The sequence below is a fragment of the Streptomyces sp. NPDC002265 genome (genome assembly GCF_040296125.1).
Lineage (GTDB): Bacteria > Actinomycetota > Actinomycetes > Streptomycetales > Streptomycetaceae > Streptomyces.
On record NZ_JBEOWS010000003.1, the window covers coordinates 58,274 to 74,035 of the forward strand.

Annotated in this window: 12 protein-coding genes; 6 read left to right on the forward strand and 6 right to left on the reverse strand. The window is 74.7% G+C overall.

Going from position 1 to position 15,762, the window contains the following annotated elements; translation table 11 throughout:
- Nucleotides 1-269: 269 nt before the first annotated feature.
- From ABT085_RS01090 to ABT085_RS01100, 3 genes are all read right to left on the reverse strand, one after another.
- The gene (locus ABT085_RS01090) at nt 270-1,052 is read right to left on the reverse strand and encodes a DUF5707 domain-containing protein (protein ID WP_351600193.1); all 783 of its coding nucleotides are present in this window, start codon (nt 1,050-1,052) and stop codon (nt 270-272) included.
- A gap of 170 nt (nt 1,053-1,222) precedes the next feature.
- Nucleotides 1,223-4,348, reverse strand: a complete 3,126-nt coding sequence (locus ABT085_RS01095; protein WP_351600195.1) for a sacsin N-terminal ATP-binding-like domain-containing protein — start codon at nt 4,346-4,348, stop codon at nt 1,223-1,225.
- 377 nt (nt 4,349-4,725) lie between these two features.
- The gene (locus tag ABT085_RS01100) at nt 4,726-5,655 is read right to left on the reverse strand and encodes a DUF3027 domain-containing protein (protein WP_351600196.1); all 930 of its coding nucleotides are present in this window, start codon (nt 5,653-5,655) and stop codon (nt 4,726-4,728) included.
- A gap of 420 nt (nt 5,656-6,075) precedes the next feature.
- Between ABT085_RS01100 and ABT085_RS01105 the strand changes: the two genes are divergently transcribed.
- The 4 genes from ABT085_RS01105 (at nt 6,076) to ABT085_RS01120 (ending at nt 9,656) form a co-directional block, all read left to right on the forward strand.
- Nucleotides 6,076-7,500, forward strand: coding sequence for an MFS transporter (locus ABT085_RS01105; RefSeq protein ID WP_351600198.1), 1,425 nt, complete (start codon nt 6,076-6,078; stop codon nt 7,498-7,500).
- A gap of 113 nt (nt 7,501-7,613) precedes the next feature.
- A complete protein-coding gene (locus tag ABT085_RS01110) occupies nt 7,614-8,087 on the forward strand; it encodes a DUF2771 domain-containing protein (RefSeq protein ID WP_351600200.1) in 474 nt (157 codons plus the stop codon).
- Nucleotides 8,057-8,806: a futalosine hydrolase gene (locus tag ABT085_RS01115; RefSeq protein WP_351600202.1), complete on the forward strand. Its 750-nt coding sequence runs from the start codon at nt 8,057-8,059 to the stop codon at nt 8,804-8,806. The genes ABT085_RS01110 and ABT085_RS01115 overlap by 31 nt, the downstream gene beginning before the upstream one ends.
- Nucleotides 8,796-9,656 (forward strand): 1,4-dihydroxy-6-naphtoate synthase, encoded by an 861-nt coding sequence (locus ABT085_RS01120; protein WP_351600204.1) that lies wholly within the window; start codon nt 8,796-8,798, stop codon nt 9,654-9,656. The genes ABT085_RS01115 and ABT085_RS01120 overlap by 11 nt, the downstream gene beginning before the upstream one ends.
- 18 nt (nt 9,657-9,674) lie before the next feature.
- Here the strand turns inward: ABT085_RS01120 and ABT085_RS01125 are convergent, their stop codons facing one another.
- Nucleotides 9,675-10,058, reverse strand: a complete 384-nt coding sequence (locus ABT085_RS01125) for a cold-shock protein (RefSeq protein WP_351600206.1) — start codon at nt 10,056-10,058, stop codon at nt 9,675-9,677.
- 599 nt (nt 10,059-10,657) lie between these two features.
- On the opposite strand from ABT085_RS01125, the gene ABT085_RS01130 reads away from it, so the two are divergent.
- A complete protein-coding gene (locus tag ABT085_RS01130; RefSeq protein ID WP_351600208.1) occupies nt 10,658-10,909 on the forward strand; it encodes a hypothetical protein in 252 nt (83 codons plus the stop codon).
- Here ABT085_RS01130 and ABT085_RS01135 read toward each other — a convergent pair.
- Together ABT085_RS01135 and ABT085_RS01140 are read right to left on the reverse strand one after the other, a co-directional pair.
- The gene (locus ABT085_RS01135; RefSeq protein ID WP_351600210.1) at nt 10,885-11,520 is read right to left on the reverse strand and encodes an HAD family hydrolase; all 636 of its coding nucleotides are present in this window, start codon (nt 11,518-11,520) and stop codon (nt 10,885-10,887) included. The genes ABT085_RS01130 and ABT085_RS01135 overlap by 25 nt on opposite strands.
- Nucleotides 11,521-11,642: 122 nt before the next feature.
- A complete protein-coding gene (locus ABT085_RS01140; protein ID WP_351600212.1) occupies nt 11,643-12,650 on the reverse strand; it encodes a hypothetical protein in 1,008 nt (335 codons plus the stop codon).
- Between the two features lie 257 nt (nt 12,651-12,907).
- Between ABT085_RS01140 and ABT085_RS01145 the strand changes: the two genes are divergently transcribed.
- Nucleotides 12,908-15,511 (forward strand): helicase-associated domain-containing protein, encoded by a 2,604-nt coding sequence (locus ABT085_RS01145; protein WP_351600214.1) that lies wholly within the window; start codon nt 12,908-12,910, stop codon nt 15,509-15,511.
- Nucleotides 15,512-15,762: the final 251 nt, after the last annotated feature.

Here is a 15,762-nt window from a genome sequence, read left to right on the forward strand (position 1 = left end):
CCAGGTGGAGAAGGGGTCCCGCCGCTGGCCGTTCCTCACGGTTCGTCGTCGGCGCGGGACCCAAGTGATCGGTGAGTCTGTTGACTCGCCGAGTGAGATCAGCGAGACATGCGACTGGTTGTACGGGTGATGCGAAGGAACCCGATTTTTTATGTTCGCGTTACGCACCGATGACGAAGCACAGAGCAGAACGCCCGGCCCCGGGAGACCACGGGACCGGGCGGAGACGCGGAGCGCGACGGCACTGGCTACCGCACGTCGATGAAGGACTACCGTACGTCTATGAAGTCGCCCGCGGCGCTGACCGCCGGGGTGGTCGTGGTGCCCGCGAAGCTGTAGCGGAAGTAGCCGTCGGCGGCGGCCTTGACCGTGGTGCTCAGGGCACCCGTCGAGCTGGTCCTGACCGTCTTGACCGTGGTGTAGGCGGTGGCGCCCTTCTTCTTGAACTGGAGCTTCACCGGCTGGCCGCTGTACCCCGCGTACTTGAGGGTCTCCCAGTTGGCGCGGGCCAGCTTGCCCGTGACCGTGATGGTCCTGCCCTTCTTGACCGGCTCCGGCGTGGCGTTGGCCGTCAGGGTCGCGGCGCGCTGGACCCGGTGGGTCGTCTGGTAGTCGTTCCAGTAGACCCTGCCGTCACGGGCGAACACCCCCAGCGCCACGTGCCAGGTGCCGGCCTGCAGGTTGGCGGTCAGGTTGCTGCCCGGGACGGCGGTGACGGTCAGGCTGCAGGTCGAGGTGGTGGCGCTGGCGGCGGTGCAGGTGGCCCTGCCCTCGTTCGCCAGCAGCAGCCCGTCGAGGCCGCTGTCGAGGTTGGTGCCGTGCCACAGGTCGACGTCGATGTCCTGGATGCCGCTGGAGTGGCTCGCGGTCACCGACACCGTGAACTTCTTCGAGGCCGACGGACCGACGACGATGTTCGCGCCGGAGTTGACCGAGACCTTGGAGACCTTCGGCAGTTCGTCCGCGGCCGTCGCGGCCGTCGCGGCCGGCACCGCCAGGGCGGTCAGGACGAGGGCGCCCGAGACGGCCGCGACGGTGGCTGGGATGCGCATACGGTCCCCCGCTTGAAGGAGGCCCGCCGTCCGTCGTCGCACACGGTTCGCGAGGACGGCAGGGCCCGATGGGTCGTGGAGTCTGCTGACTCACATGATCAGATGCGTGACGCGGGTAAACGGTTGTACACGAGATGAAAACCTCGTGGCGTTCGGGGCGTTACGGCGGCTCAGTCGAACCAGCGGTCCCGCGCCAGCTCGTCCGTCCGTGAGGGGTCCTCCAGCAGCGCCGCGACCTCGAAGCGGCGCGGCCACTGGCCGGCCGCCCAGGCCAGGCCCGCGGCGACCCCCTCCAGGGTCGAGGCGTGCAGGACGCCGTCGTCGGTGAGCCGCCAGTCGATCTCCACGCCGTCCACGAGGAGCTCCTCGTGCTCGACGTAGGACCGCGGGGTCCGCGGCCCGAGCAGCACCCGCACCGGATCCGGTACGTCGTGCTCGGCGCCCTCGGAGCCGACCTCGCCGGTGACGGACTCGCTCAGCCGCCGCACCTGGAACAGCTCGGCCAGCCGGCCGGCGAGCGCCGGGCGCACCGGCAGCAGCGGCACGCCCTCGGTGAAGGGCAGCAGGTCGGGCGAGTCGACCACCACCGCGTCGGCCGCGTCCACCACCTCCACCCGGCCGTCGACGACCGCGCGCAGCTCGTCGGGCAGGGTCACCTGCTCGGGGTCCAGATCGGACAACGCGCAGTACAGGCCGTGCAGTTGGGCGGCGGTGACGGAGCGCTCCGGGTCGGCCAGCCGGTCGAGCAGTTCGGCGGCGCCGCCGGGCTCGTCGAGCAGCGCGGCCACCGAGGTGCGTACCCCGAGGGCCCGCAGCACCTGCTCGTCGTCGAACCCGGTCGCGTCGGCCTCGTCGTACAGGCCGCGCAGCAGCGGGTCGCCGCCGGCCGAGAGCAGACCGGCCGGACGCCGGCCGTCGATCACCGGGTGCCCGCGCAGCCACCAGGCCGTGTAGGGCCGTACGACCTCGTGGGTGCCGTCGGGCAGCAGGATGCGCAGCGGCTGGACGAGGGCGTCGCGCAGCGGCGGCCGGGCCAGCATGGCCAGCGCCTGCGGCCAGCTGTCCTCGTCGACCAGGTCGAGATCGCGTACGGCGACGAGTTCGGTGGCCACCGGCGGCACCGGGGTGTCCGGGAACCGGTCGAGGACGTCCTCGCACCACACGTCGACGGCGTCCAGCAGACCGGCGTCGTCGGGCTGGGCGAAGTCGCCCTCGCGGGGCTCCAGTTCGTCCGGGTCGAGGACCACGTCCGTGGCGCGGACCAGGGCGAAGCCGGCCAGCACGCCGCAGGCGGCCAGCGGCTGTTCGCCCCACTTGTCGGCCAGTTCGGCGTCGACGAAGGCCAGTTCGTCCTCGCGCATCACCTGGGCGAAGGGGCTGCCGGGCAGCACCAGCTCGCCGGCCGGGGCGAGTTCGCCGTCCTCGTCGGGCAGGGCGAGGGCGCCGAGCCAGGGTTCGTCGCCGGGCTCGATACCGGCCTCCCGGACCAGGGCGAGGACGATGTCGGCGAGTTCCTCGGCGTCCAGGACGTCCTCCTCCCACGCCCCGCCCATGTCGTCGAGGGAGGCGGCGACGGCACCCCGCACCTGGGGGGTGGTGAGGACGGAGCGGGCCAGGGCCGGCAGGGCGCCGAGCTTCTCCAGCAGGGGGTGGACGGCGTCCGGGTGGGCGACCTTCAGGCCGAGCCGGGCCAGCACCTCGGGTTCGATCAGGGCGCCGTCCGGGGAGGGCATCAGCACCTGCCGGGGACCGACGGTGGTGCGCCCGTCGGCGAGCGGCACGGGCAGCCCGGAGAGCCGGTCGGGGTCGACCCCGGCGAGGCTGTCGTACAGCCGCCGCCACCAGTCGGGCTCCTTCTCCAGCCCGGCCAGCCGGTCGACCGCGTCGGCGAGCGGCACCCGGGCCACGCCCAGCGTGCGCAGCTCGACCCGGCGTTCGAGGCCGGCGGGCAGCAGGGTGGGGAGCACCTCGGCGAGCACCCGGACGGTGTCGCCGCCCGCGCCCTCGACCACTTCGGCGTCGCGCGGACGCAGGGCCTCCGGCAGATCGGGGTCGGGTGTGCCGTCGGGCCGGACCGCGGGCGGCAGGAAGGCCGTACGGGGCAGGCGCTCCAGGATCGCCTGGCGCAGGGCGCCGTCGAGGCCGCCCTTGCCGAGCGGGCCGGGCACGAGGTCGAGGATGCCCTCGCCCACCGGGCGCCAGTCGGTGAGGAGTTCGGTGTAGGTGTCGGCCGCGCGCTGCACGAGGAAGTCGGTGAGCGGGCCGGGGGCGGCGTGGCGCCGGGTGGGGTCCAGCGGGAGGGACGCGATGAGCAGGGCGGGGACGCCGAGGGGCTCGTCGCTGGGGGTGGGGGCGTGCACGAACGGGCTGGTCCGGGGGTAGCCGGGCGAGCCGTCCCCGGCCACGGGCACGGCCCAGGTGACCGACCAGTGGGGGCGCAGCCGCTCCTCCACGGGGCGGTCGACGAGCAGGTCCGGGGTGAGCGGGCCGTGGGCGGTGGCCGTACACCAGCGGGTGGTGCCGTCCCGGGAGTCCTCCACGACCGTGTGCGCGCCGTCCGTACGACGGCGCAGCGTGCGCGGGCTGCCGTCGCCGATCTCGACCACGACCTCCGTCAGGCCGGGCAGGGCGAGCAGGAGGGCGTCGTCCACGGCGCCCAGAAGGCGCTCGGCGAGGTCGGCGGCGGCCGTGTCGCGCAGCGGGAGGACGACGACCGTGTCGTACGGGTCGGGCGCGGTGCCCTCGGCGGGGAACGGCAGGCGCAGCAGCGGGACATGGCCGTCCCGGCGGCGGATCTCGTCGCCCAGGCCGGGGCTGTGCCCGGCCTGCTCCACGGCCAGCTCGCGGGCCTCGGCCAGGGACCAGCGCACTCCGCCGTGGCGGGCGAGGACCGCGGGTTCGTCGGTGACGGCGAGGACGGCGGCGAAACCGACGCCGAACCGGCCCACCGCGCCGTCGTGGGCGTCGCGTTTGGCGGAGGCGCGCAGGGTGGACAGCGACTCGACGCCTACCGCGTCCAGCGGGGCGCCGGTGTTGGCGGCGGCCAGGACGCCGTCGCGGAGGGTGAGCCGCAGTCGGCCGGGTACGCCCGCGCGGGCCGCGGCGTCCGCCGCGTTCTGGGCGAGCTCGACGACGAGCCGGTCGCGGTAGCCGCCGAGGACCAGGTCCTCCTCGGCGTTGGCGTCCTCGCGGAAGCGGGCGGGGCTGGTGGCCCAGGCGTCGAGCACACCGCGGCGCAGACGGGCCGTGCCGAAGGGGTCCGCGCCCTCGGGTGCCGGCCGCACGAACTTGCTCACGTTCACACTCTCCTCATCGGCGTGAGGTCGAAGGTACCGCGCGGCCGGGCCCGCTCCCGCCGCTGTGGCCCACGAAGATCCGGCCTTTCCCGCGCCCGCGGACCGGGCGTACGGGAGCACGCACCCGACACGCCCGAGGCACTACGCGTACCCAGGCATCCCCGGCCCCATGGGCACCCACGCCCCTGGAAGCCCCACAAGCACCCGCACGCCTCGGGACATGCTCCGGGCAGGGACGGAAGCAGGGGCAGGGCCGGGCAGGGCCGCAAGCGGAGGCGGGAACGGGCCGAGGCGGAAGCAGGAGCGGGGCAGGGCGGGGCGGGGCCGGCCAGTGGGCGTGTGCTGGCCGGTGGAGCTCCGGGGGCCGGGCAGGGGGGCTACGAGTGCCCCAGCTCCGCCGTCTCCTCGTCCGCCGTCACCGCCGGCACCGACCCCGAGTCGGGCGCCGGGCGGAGCGGGAAGGGGTCCACCCGGGTCTCGTCGATCACCGGCTCGGCCGGGCGGGGCGGCTTCGGCATGACCGCGGCCTCGGAGTGGCCGCCGCAGCCGTAGGCGAGGGAGACCACCCGGCCGTCGGCCGGGGAGAACTCATTGGCGCAGACGCCGAACGCCTGCCCGAGGGAGCCGCCGATGGGCACCAGGAAGCCGCAGCTCACGCAGGACGCGGGGGCTGCCTGGGCCATCGCGGTCTTCGACCCGAAGGCCTCCTCCCAGCGGTCGGCGCCGACGTGCAGGCCGTACCGGGACAGCACCCGCGCCCGGCGCATCCCGAGCTCCTCGGCCACCGCGGCGAGCGTGCCACGGGCGGGGACGACGGGCTGTGCCGCGGGCGCGCCCGCGGTGACCTCCGCGTCCTCGGCCTCCACCAGCTCGGCCATCTCGTGCGAGACCGGCGCGTTCGGCGGGGGCTCGTCCTCGCCGGAGTAGCCCGGCTCCAGCCGCAGATCGTCGGCCTCGGTGGGCAGCAGGTCGCCGGGACCCATGTCGCCGGGGCGCAGCCGTTCGCTCCACGGCACCCACTCCGGCGCGAGCACCGAGTCGGGGCCGGGCAGCAGGACCACCTCGTCGAGGGTGACGATCTTCGCGCGGGACGCCCGCGCCACGGTCACGGCCCAGCGCCAGCCCCGGTAGCCCAGCTCCTTGCACCCGAAGAAGTGCGTGACAACGCGGTCACCCTCGGAGACCAGCCCCACATGCTCGCCGACCACACCCGGCGCGGCGGCCTCCTCGGCGGCGGCGCGGGCGAGGTCGACCGCCTCGGCGCACAGGCGGTCGGGGGTGCGGCTTCGCGTTGTCGCTGCGCTCACAGGTATCGCTTCTCTCCTACGCCGTCTCTCGGGTGCGCCGGCCTGAAGGCGGCAGGGCGGACGGAGCGGACCGAAGGGCCGCGTCGACGTCCGCGCCCGACGCGCTCGGGCGCACCTACGTCATCCATTCTGCGGGATGTCCGAGAGGCGCGCGGCCGAGAACGTTCGCCACGGCGCGCTACGCACGGTACCTGTTCGCGTCTGCTTGGCCTACACCGACGGGACTGTTCGCGGCCTCACGATGCGGTTTCGTGCTGTTTCCCGGCCGCCCCGCCATGCCGTGGAGCGGTCGGGAGCACGCCGTACGGCCGTCGGAAGCGCGGCGCGCGGCCGTCGGAAGCACGGCGCGCGGCCATGAGGTACGCGGCCATACGCGCGGTTACCGCACTAGGCACAGCTTTATCGGGGCACTATGACGTCGTGGCAGCCGCGAGGTCGCCCCAGGGCGCCGCCGGGATCGGCGGGGTGAGGGGCAGCAGCCGAGGTGGCGGTTCGGGCCGGGTCGGCGGTTCCGTCCGCGCGGTCGGCCGCGCCCTGCACCTCCCCTTCACCGGGACCGCGCGGGGCATCCGCAAGGCCACGCACGCGCACGGCGCGGGCGAGTCCGGCCTCGGCAAGCTGATCGAACTGCACGCGGTGAACGGCGCCGGCGACGTCATGATCACCGTGGCGCTCGCCTCCACGGTGTTCTTCTCCGTGCCGACCGACGAGGCGCGTGGCCGCGTCGCGCTCTACCTGGCGATCACGATGGCACCCTTCACGGTCCTCGCGCCGGTGATCGGCCCCCTGCTGGACCGGCTGCCGCACGGCCGCCGCGCGGCCATGGCGGCCGCGATGCTGGCCCGCGCGCTGCTGGCGCTGGTGCTGTCCGGGGCGGTGATCACCGGCAGCCTGGGGCTGTACCCGGCCGCGCTCGGCGTGCTGGTCGCCTCGAAGGCGTACGGGGTGGTGCGCAGCGCGGTCGTGCCCCGGCTGCTGCCGCCGGGCTTCTCCCTGGTCAAGGCGAACTCGCGGGTCACCCTCGGCGGACTCCTCGCGACCGGTGCCGCCGCGCCGGTCGGAGCGGGGCTCCAGGCGCTCGGGCCGCGCTGGCCGCTCTACGGCGCCTTCGCGATCTTCGTGGCGGGGACGTTCCTGTCCTTCAGGCTGCCGCCCAAGGTCGACTCGGCCAAGGGCGAGGACATCGCGCTGCTGGCCTCGGACGAGGAGCATGTGCGCGGGCCGCGCCGCCGGGAGGCCAGACGGCTCGGTCTGCGGACCGTCGGACCCGCGGTCACCCACGCGCTGGGCGCCAACGCCGCGCTGCGCTGTCTGAGCGGCTTCCTGATCTTCTTCCTGGCCTTCCTGCTGCGCGAGCATCCGCTGACCGGTCAGAGCGCGGCGGTGTCGCTGGGGATCGTCGGGGTCGCCGCGGGCGTGGGCAACGCGCTCGGCACGGCCGTCGGGGCCTGGCTCAGGTCGCGGGCGCCGGAGATCATCATCGTGACGGTCCTCGCGATCGTGCTGGGCGCGGCGATCACCGCCGCGGTGTTCTTCGGGGCGTTCCTGGTGGCGTGCCTGACGGCGGTCGCCGGGTTCGCCCAGGCACTGGCCAAGCTGTCGCTGGACGCGTTGATCCAGCGGGACGTGCCCGAGCCGGTGCGCACCTCGGCGTTCGCGCGCTCGGAGACGCTGCTCCAGGTGTCCTGGGTGTTCGGCGGCGCGGTGGGCATCGTGCTGCCGCTGAACGGCACGCTGGGCCTGGCGGTGGCCGCCTGCATCGTGGCCGCCGGCTGGCTGACGACCGCGCGCGGGCTGCTGGCCTCGGCGCGACGCGACGGCACGGGCCGTCCGAAACTGGCCTGACCGCGCCGCCCGGCCCGGCCCGGGGGGCCCGGTCCGCCAGCGAGTGGCGTAACCCCCGGCCGCGCCGGACCCCACTTGGGCGGAGCATGGGAGGTGCCCGATAGCCTTCGCCCATGAAGACGCTGCAATCCGTTGTGCGACGCCGCCGCGCCGTCGCAGCCGCCGGCGCCGTTTCCGCCGGACTGCTCGTTCTGTCCGCCTGCGAGAAGCCGACGCCGATCTCGACGATCACCGTGGGCACGAGCTCGGTCAGCTCCCAGGCCACCTGCTACAACGACGGCAAGTCGCTGGACACCCAGGCGCTGGTGAGCTGCCTGAAGGACACCGACATCAAGTCGATCACCGTCGACCCGGACGAGACCGTGCGCTTCGGCGTCGACCCGGAGATCGCGGACAACGGCTGGACGATCCTGATGAACGGTCAGCCGCTGACCGACTCCAGCACCAAGACCTACCGCACGATCCCCGGCAGCGTGTTCTTCAACGCCCAGTACGGCGCCAGCGGCAACTCCACACTGGTGTCCATCAAGGAGGGCGACAAGGACGTGACCGGTCTGTGGTCCTTCAAGCTCAAGAAGGACGCCTGACCACGTCCTCCGTACGTGTCCTCGTAGCCACCGCGGTTCCCGCCGAACGGGACGCGGTGGCACAGGCGTTCCCCGGGCCGGTCGACGAGGTCCGGCTGCCCGGGGTGAGCCTGCGCCGGACGGCCGGCGGTTACGACCTGCTGGCGGCCGGTGTCGGGCCCGCGCTCGCCGCCGCCTCCACCGCGACCGCCCTGACCGCGGCGGCCCTGGGCGGGACGCCCTACGCGCTCGTGGTCAGCGCCGGCATCGCCGGCGGCTTCCCGCCCGACGCGCCCGTCGGCTCGCTCGTCGTCGCCGACGAGATCACGGCCGCCGATCTGGGCGCCGAGACCGCCGAGGGATTCCTGCCGGTCACCGAGCTCGGCTTCGGGACCGTCACCCATCGTCCGCCGCACCCACTCGTACGGGAGCTCACGACGGCGCTGGACGCCCGCGCCGGGGCCGTACTGACCGTCTCGACGGTCACCGGGTCCGCCGGACGGGCGGCCCTGCTGCGCGCCCGGCACCCACGGGCCCTGGCCGAGGCGATGGAGGGCTTCGGGGTGGCCGAGGCGGCCGCCACGCACGGCACGCCAGTGCTGGAGATCCGCGCCGTCTCCAACCCCGTCGGTCCGCGTGACCGTGCCGCCTGGCGCATCGGCGACGCCCTCGCGGCCCTCACCGAGGGCTTCGCGAGGCTCGCACCCGTCCTGGAGAAGTGGAACCCGCATGACCGGTGAGCCCGCGCAGTCCAAGCTGCGGATCGCGTACTCCCCCTGCCCCAACGACACCTTCGTCTTCGACGCCCTCGCCCACGGCCGGGTCCCGGACGCCCCGGCCCTCGACGTGACCTTCGCCGACATCGACATCACCAACGGCATGGCCGAGCGCGGCGAGTCCGACGTGCTGAAGGTGTCGTACGCCGTGCTGCCGTACGTCCTCGACGAGTACGCGCTGCTGCCCTGCGGCGGCGCGCTGGGCCGCGGCTGCGGGCCGCTGGTGCTCACCCGGGACGCGGAGGCCGACCTCACGGGACGCACCGTCGCGGTGCCGAGCGAGAGGTCCACGGCCTATCTGCTGTTCCGGCTGTGGGCCGCGGACACCGTCCCCGGCGGGGTCGGGGAGATCGTCGTGATGCCCTTCCACGAGATCATGCCCGCGGTGCGGGACGGGAAGGTCGACGCGGGACTCGTCATCCACGAGGCGCGTTTCACGTATCAGAACTTCGGGCTGCACAAGCTCGCGGACATGGGCGAGCACTGGGAGAACACCACCGGGCTGCCGATCCCGCTGGGCGCGATCATCGCCAAGCGTTCGCTGGGCGCCCGGGAGCTCACCCGGCTCGCCGACTCCATCCGTACGTCCGTGCACGCGGCCTGGGACGACCCCGAGGTCTCCCGGCCCTACGTCATGGCACACGCGCAGGAGATGGATCCGGCCGTCGCCGACCAGCACATCGGTCTGTACGTCAACGAGTTCACCGCCGGTCTCGGCGAGGACGGTTATGCGGCCGTACGGGGACTGCTCACCCGTGCGGCGGCCGAGGGACTGGTACCGCCCCTCGGCCCGGACGCGCTCGCCTTCCCCTAGGACAGACTCCGGCGGTCGTCACACATCCAGCTGGTCGGCGACCGCGCGGAGCAGTCCGGCGACCTTCTTCCCGGCGGCCTTCTCGGGATAGCGGCCGCGCTCCAGGGTCTGGGAGACGCTCTCCAGAAGGGTCGTCAGGTCCTGCACGATGGAGGCCAGTTCGTCCGGCTTCTTGCGCTGCGCGGCCGCGACGGACGGGGCCGGGTCCAGCACTACGACCGAAAGGGCCTGGTCGCCGCGCTGTCCGGCGACGACTCCGAACTCAACCCGCTGCCCCGGCTTGAGTGTCTCGACTCCGGCGGGGAGGACCGAGGAATGGACGAAGACGTCGCCGCCGTCGTCACGGGAGAGAAAGCCGAAGCCCTTCTCGCTGTTGAACCACTTGACCTTGCCAGTCGGCAAAGCACACGCTCCCTCGATCCGTCCTGGACGCGCCCGGACGCACTTGAACTGCCGTCGAACCACCTTACCGGGGGTCTCTCCAGCGGAACACGCCTTAAAACGGGACCGAGGCCCTACCTGTGTGGGAAGGGCTCAAAGTGGTTGTAGAGGTTCAGTGCACGCCCCGGCTCCGGACGGGCCCGGGCCGCACTGAGCGGCCGGCGACCTGCGGTGGCCCGCCGAACTGCCGGAACGATCCTTCCGCCGCGGACAAAGGCAGGAGAAGGAAATAGGGCCCGTGCGTTTCCCGTTCGGGGGACCTTGCCTTTCCGCCCCTTACCCGTGCGCCGCTTACGCCTTTTCGGGAACGCCGGGACTTCACCCGGACCGAATTCCCTATCGCCGCGGACCCGCCGCATCCGGCCGGAAGGCGCGGACACCCGAGGGCCGAGTCCGGGAGTCATGGCGGAGGCGGGCGCTTTCCGGGTCTGCGGACGACCGGCTCGATCTCGCCGCCCGGCACGTCCACCCGGCACGACCGTCCGACACGTCAGCCCGACATGTCCGCCCGCGCGGACGTCGCCGGGCCGTCCGCGCGCGCCGGGAACTACTCTGTCCGGGTGCGTGACGAAAACCGAACCGATTCTGCCGGACCCGGCGACCGGCTGATCCGTGCCGGTGCCCTGGTCTTCTTCGCCGGTGCCGTGGCCACTCTGGTCACCATGACCCCGCTGCTGCTCGGCACGAAGCCCTTCCCGACGTACATGTTCGGGCTGAGCATGCTGATGGGCGTCGGCTTCCTGATCGCCGGTGCGGGCGTACTCCGGTCCATCGCGGCCGGCCGCCGTCAGGCGCGGGCCGCCGGGCGGTAGCACGCCAGCCAGCCCGGGAAGTGCGAGAGGTCGGGCAGGACGACGTCCGCGCCGGCCGTGCGCAGTTCCGCCGCGCTGCACGGCCCGGTGACGACCGCCACCGACAGCGTCCCGGCCGTACGCGCGCCGCGGACGTCCCCGACGTGGTCGCCCACGTAGACGTCCGCCGCGTGGGCACGCAGCGCCTGTGCCTTGGCCTCGGCCCACAGGTCGCCGATCACCTCGTCGGGTTCGATGCCCAGGTGCTCCAGGTGCAGCCGGGCGCTGGGCTCGTACTTCGCCGTCACGACGATCGTGCGCCCGCCGGCCGCCCGTACGGCCTCGATCGCGGCGCGGGCGCCCGGCATCGCGGACGTCGCGGCGACGGCGAAGGCCGGGTACATCTCCCGGTACAGCTCCACCGCGGCCGGCACCTCCTCCGCCGGGAACCAGTTGGCCAGCTCCTCCACCAGCGGCGGCCCCAGCCGGGTGACCACCAGGTCCGCGTCGATGTACGTCCCCGTCCGCTCGGTGAGCGCCCGGTAGCAGGCGTGGATGCCGGGGCGGGAGTCGATCAGCGTCATGTCGAGATCGAATCCGACGGTCAGCGCGGGAGCGGTGGTGGAGGCCATGCAGGCCATTGTGCCCACGCCGGCAGCGCGCGGGCCGGGCGCCCAGGTGCCTCACCCTGGCCTCCCCGGCTTCTCCGGCTTCTCCGGCCTCCCTGGCCTCCCTGGCCTCTCCGGCCAAGCGGTCAGCGGCTGCGCTGGGAGCGCCACACCAGGAACAGGGCCGACGCGACGGCCGCGCCCCGCACCACCCAGGGCCAGGTCTGGGCGAGCGCGTCGTTCATCTGGCCGTCGGCGATGGGGGTCCCCCACCGGCCGTCGGTCCTGCCCCACAGCCAGACCAGACCGGACGCGACCGCCAGGCCGGGCAGCCACACGACCGCCCACTTCGCCTCCGCCCGGGTCAGCCGGCGCGAGGCATAGGCGATCAGCCAGCCGAGCAGCAACGCGAACCAGTTGCCGAGCACCGCGCCGACGACGAGGGCGCCCGCGGCGATCAGCAGCAGCGGATTGCTCCAGCTGCCGGTGCCGAGGGACGGCAGGCGCCGGCGGGCGGCGGGTGCGTCCGGGACGTCGGCCGCGGTCTCCGCGCCCGGGTCCGCCGGTGCCGCCGGGTCCTTCGCGTTCTCCGGATCCTTCAGGTCCTTGCGCGGCGGCGGCTTGAGCAGCTCGGGGATCTCCACCCCGCCGACAAAGCCCGGCACCTCGTCGCCGACGCCGAAGGGACTGCTGTCCGTGCGCCACCAGTCGGGCCGGGTCGCGCTGTCGCCGAGCTCGTGCGCGGCCGCGCGGTGCGGGGGCGACGGGGCGTCCGAGGGCGGCGGCGTCTGCGGCCCCGCGGTCCGTCCCGACCGGGGGCGCGGGACCGCACGGCGCAGCCGGCCGGGCCGTCCGTCGTCCGCTCCCGCCGCCGCGTCGCGCTGTGCGGGCACGGCGGCGGCCGGTGTCTGCGGGGACCCCCCACCGCCGTCGGCGGCGGCCGCGACGACGTCGTCGGGGCTGCCGAGGCGGTCCAGGATGCGGCGTACGGCGGCCGGACTGTCCACCGGTGTCCCGGCCCGCCGCCGGTCGATCTCGTTGCGCAGCTCCGACACCAGCCGCATCCGCGCGGACGACGACAACTGCCGCTGGTGCGCCACGTCTCCGACACGGCTCAGATACTCGTAGACGACCTGGTCGCTCTCGATCCCCACGAAGTCCCCTCCGGGGCGGATGTGTTGGCTGACCCCGTGGAGGCAGACGTTACCGCTCCCGGCACGGCCGGGGCATCTCCCGGCCGTGCCCGCGCGGCGGTTCGAGCGGCGGTTCGAGCGGGCCTCCGCGACCGCTGGCGCGACCGCTGCCGTGGCTTGGCTCGGGGCGCGGCTTGGGGAGCGGCTCGGGGAGCGTCGGGCACAACAGGCCCCGCGCGGGGGGCGCCCGTGGAAGGGGACCCGCTACCGTGGGTCAGATGAGCACCGCGGACCACCCCGCCCCCCGCTCCCTCGCGGAAGCGCTCCGCGCCAGGGACGACCACTCCCTGGCCGCCCTCCTGCGCAGCCGCCCCGACCTCATCACCCCCGTCCCCACCGATCTCACCCAGCTGGCGACCAGGGCGGGCACCCGTGCCTCGGTGGTCCGCGCGCTGGAGCGGCTGGACCGGTTCACCCTCCAGGCGGCGGAGGCGCTCGCGGTCGCGGCGGACCCCGCGTCGTACACCGAACTGCTCGGCCTGATGGGCGGCGACGACGGGGACCCGGCCGTCACCGCGGCCCTGCCCGGCGCCGTGGCCGGACTGCGCGAACAGGCCCTGGTGTGGGGCGGCGACGACCGGCTGCGGCTGGTGCGCACCGCCCGTGAACTGCTCGCGCCCTCGCCGCAGCACCCCTCGCCGACCGGTCTGGGCCCCACGGTCCAGGAAGTGACGGCCGGGATGTCGCCGGGCCGGATCCAGGAGATCGTCGGCACCGCCGGTCTGGCGTCGACGCACGACGCCGTGTCGGCGGCCGCCGCGCTCACCGCGCTGTTCACCGACCGCGCCCGGATGGACGAACTGCTCGGCCAGGCCCCGGCGGACTCCCTCGACGTCCTGGACCGGCTGGTGTGGGGGCCGCCGTACGGGCAGGTCACGGCCGACCCGGCGGCCCGGCTGCGCTGGCTGCTGGACCGCGGGCTGCTGCTGCCGACGGCGCCCGGCACGGTCGTGCTGCCCCGCGAGGTCGCCCTGCATCTGCGGGCCGGGCGGGCGCATCGCGCGCCCGAGCCCGTGCCGCCCGCCGTCGAGCCGGCCGGTACGCACACCCCGGCGGTGGTGGACGCGACCGCGGCCGGCCAGGCGTACACGGCGCTGGCGACCGTCGAGGAGTTGCTGAAGGACTGGGACGAGGGCGGGCCCGCCGTGCTGCGGGCGGGCGGGCTGAGCGTGCGCGACCTGAAGCGGACCGCGGTCGCCCTGGACGCGTCCGAGCCCATGGCCGCGTTCTGGGTCGAACTCGCCTACGCGGCCGGGCTGGTGGCCTCCGACGGCGAGGCCGACGAACGGTACGCGGCCACCCCCGCCTACGACGAGTGGCTGGAGCAGCCGCCGGCCGAGCGCTGGGCGCGGCTCGCCGAGGCGTGGCTGCTCGCGACCCGGACGGCGGGTGTGGTCGGCGGGCGGGACGCGAAGGAACGGCCGCTGTCGGCCCTGGGTCCCGGGCTCGACCGGTCCGCCGCGCCCGAGGTGCGGCACCGGGTGCTGACCCTGCTGGCCGGGCTCCCGCAGGGCACCGCGCCGGCCGCCGACGTGGTGCTCGCCCGGCTGCGCTGGGAACGCCCGCTGCGCGCCCGCGGCGGCACGGTCAGCCGCCCCGGCGAGAGCGGCGGTGCCGTCGCCCGACCCGGCGAGAACGGCGGCGAGGACGACGACCTGCGCTCCCGGCTGGTGCGCTGGACGCTGACGGAGGCGGAGACGCTGGGCGTGACCGGCCGGGGCGCGCTGTCGGCACACGGGCGGGCCCTGCTGGGGGCGCCCGGGCCCAGGGCGGCCGACGCCGACGGCCCCGCCGGGCCGGGCGGCAGACTGCCCTTCCCGCACCATCGGACCGCCCGCCCCGAACCCCTCTCCGCCGCCGAGCAGTCCGTCGCCTCCGCGGCCGCGGCCCGGCTGCTCACCCCGCTGCTTCCCGAGCCGCTGGACCATGTGCTGCTCCAGGCCGACCTCACGGCGGTGGCACCCGGACCGCTGCGCCGTCCGCTGGCCGACACGCTGGGCGTGCTCGCGGACGTCGAGTCGAAGGGCGGGGCGACGGTGTACCGGTTCACGCCGGGCTCGGTGCGGCGCGCGCTGGACGCCGGCCGGACCGCGAGCGATCTGCACGCCTTCCTGGCCACCCACTCCCGTACCCCGGTCCCGCAGCCGCTCGCGTACCTGATCGACGACGTCGCCCGCCGGCACGGCCATCTGCGGGTCGGCGCGGCCTCGGCGTACGTGCGCTGCGACGACGACGCACTGCTGAACGAGATCATCGCCGACAAGCGCGCCGCCGCCCTGCGGCTGCGCCGCCTCGCGCCGACCGTGCTGGCCGCCGAGGCCGACCCGGCGACGCTGCTGGAGGGTCTGCGGGCGATGGGGTACGCGCCCGCCGCCGAGTCCGCCGAGGGCGATGTGCTGATCGCCCGCGCGCACGCCCACCGCACTCCGCCCCGCACGGCCCCCGAGCCGGTCCCCGAAGGTCCGCCGGTGCCCGACCCGACGCTCCTGACGGCGGCGATCCGGGCGATCCGGGCGGGCGACCTGGCCTCCACCGCCCCGCGGAAGGTCTCGACCGGCGACGCGGTCCCGCCGGCCGGCGGCGAACTCCCGCGCACCGGCTCCGCCGAGACCCTCGCCACCATGCAGGCCGCCGTCCTCACCGGCCAGGCCGTGTGGATCGGCTACGTCAACGCCGAGGGCGCCGCGAGCCAGCGGGTGATCGCGCCGGTACGGGTCGAGGGCGGCTTCGTCACGGCGTACGACCACACGGCCGACGAGGTCCGCACGTATCCGCTGCACCGGATCACGGGGGTGGCGGAGCTCGCCGACGAGCGGCAGTGACCGCCCGGCGCCCCGCCCGGCGGTCGCCGCCGCTCCGGGCCGACGGTCCCTCCGGTCCGCGCGCGGGCTCCGTACGCGGACCTCACGTGCCCGGTGGCCGCGTGCCCGGTAGTCACGTGCCCGGTAGTCACGTGCCCGGTAGTCACGTGCCCGGTAGTCGCGTACGCGGACCTCACGTGCCCGGTGGCCGCGTGCCCGGTGGCCGCGTGCCCGGTAGTCACGTGCCCGGTAGTCGCGTACGCGGACCTCAC

Excerpts from the sequence above, each read along its gene's own strand:
- ABT085_RS01120 (WP_351600204.1), top strand. The coding sequence starts at position 8,796 with ATGACCGGTGAGCCCGCGCAGTCCAAGCTGCGGATCGCGTACTCCCCC.
- ABT085_RS01110 (WP_351600200.1), top strand. The coding sequence starts at position 7,614 with ATGAAGACGCTGCAATCCGTTGTGCGACGCCGCCGCGCCGTCGCAGCC.
- ABT085_RS01145 (WP_351600214.1), top strand. The coding sequence starts at position 12,908 with ATGAGCACCGCGGACCACCCCGCCCCCCGCTCCCTCGCGGAAGCGCTC.
- ABT085_RS01090 (WP_351600193.1), bottom strand. The coding sequence starts at position 1,052 with ATGCGCATCCCAGCCACCGTCGCGGCCGTCTCGGGCGCCCTCGTCCTG.
- ABT085_RS01135 (WP_351600210.1), bottom strand. The coding sequence starts at position 11,520 with ATGGCCTCCACCACCGCTCCCGCGCTGACCGTCGGATTCGATCTCGAC.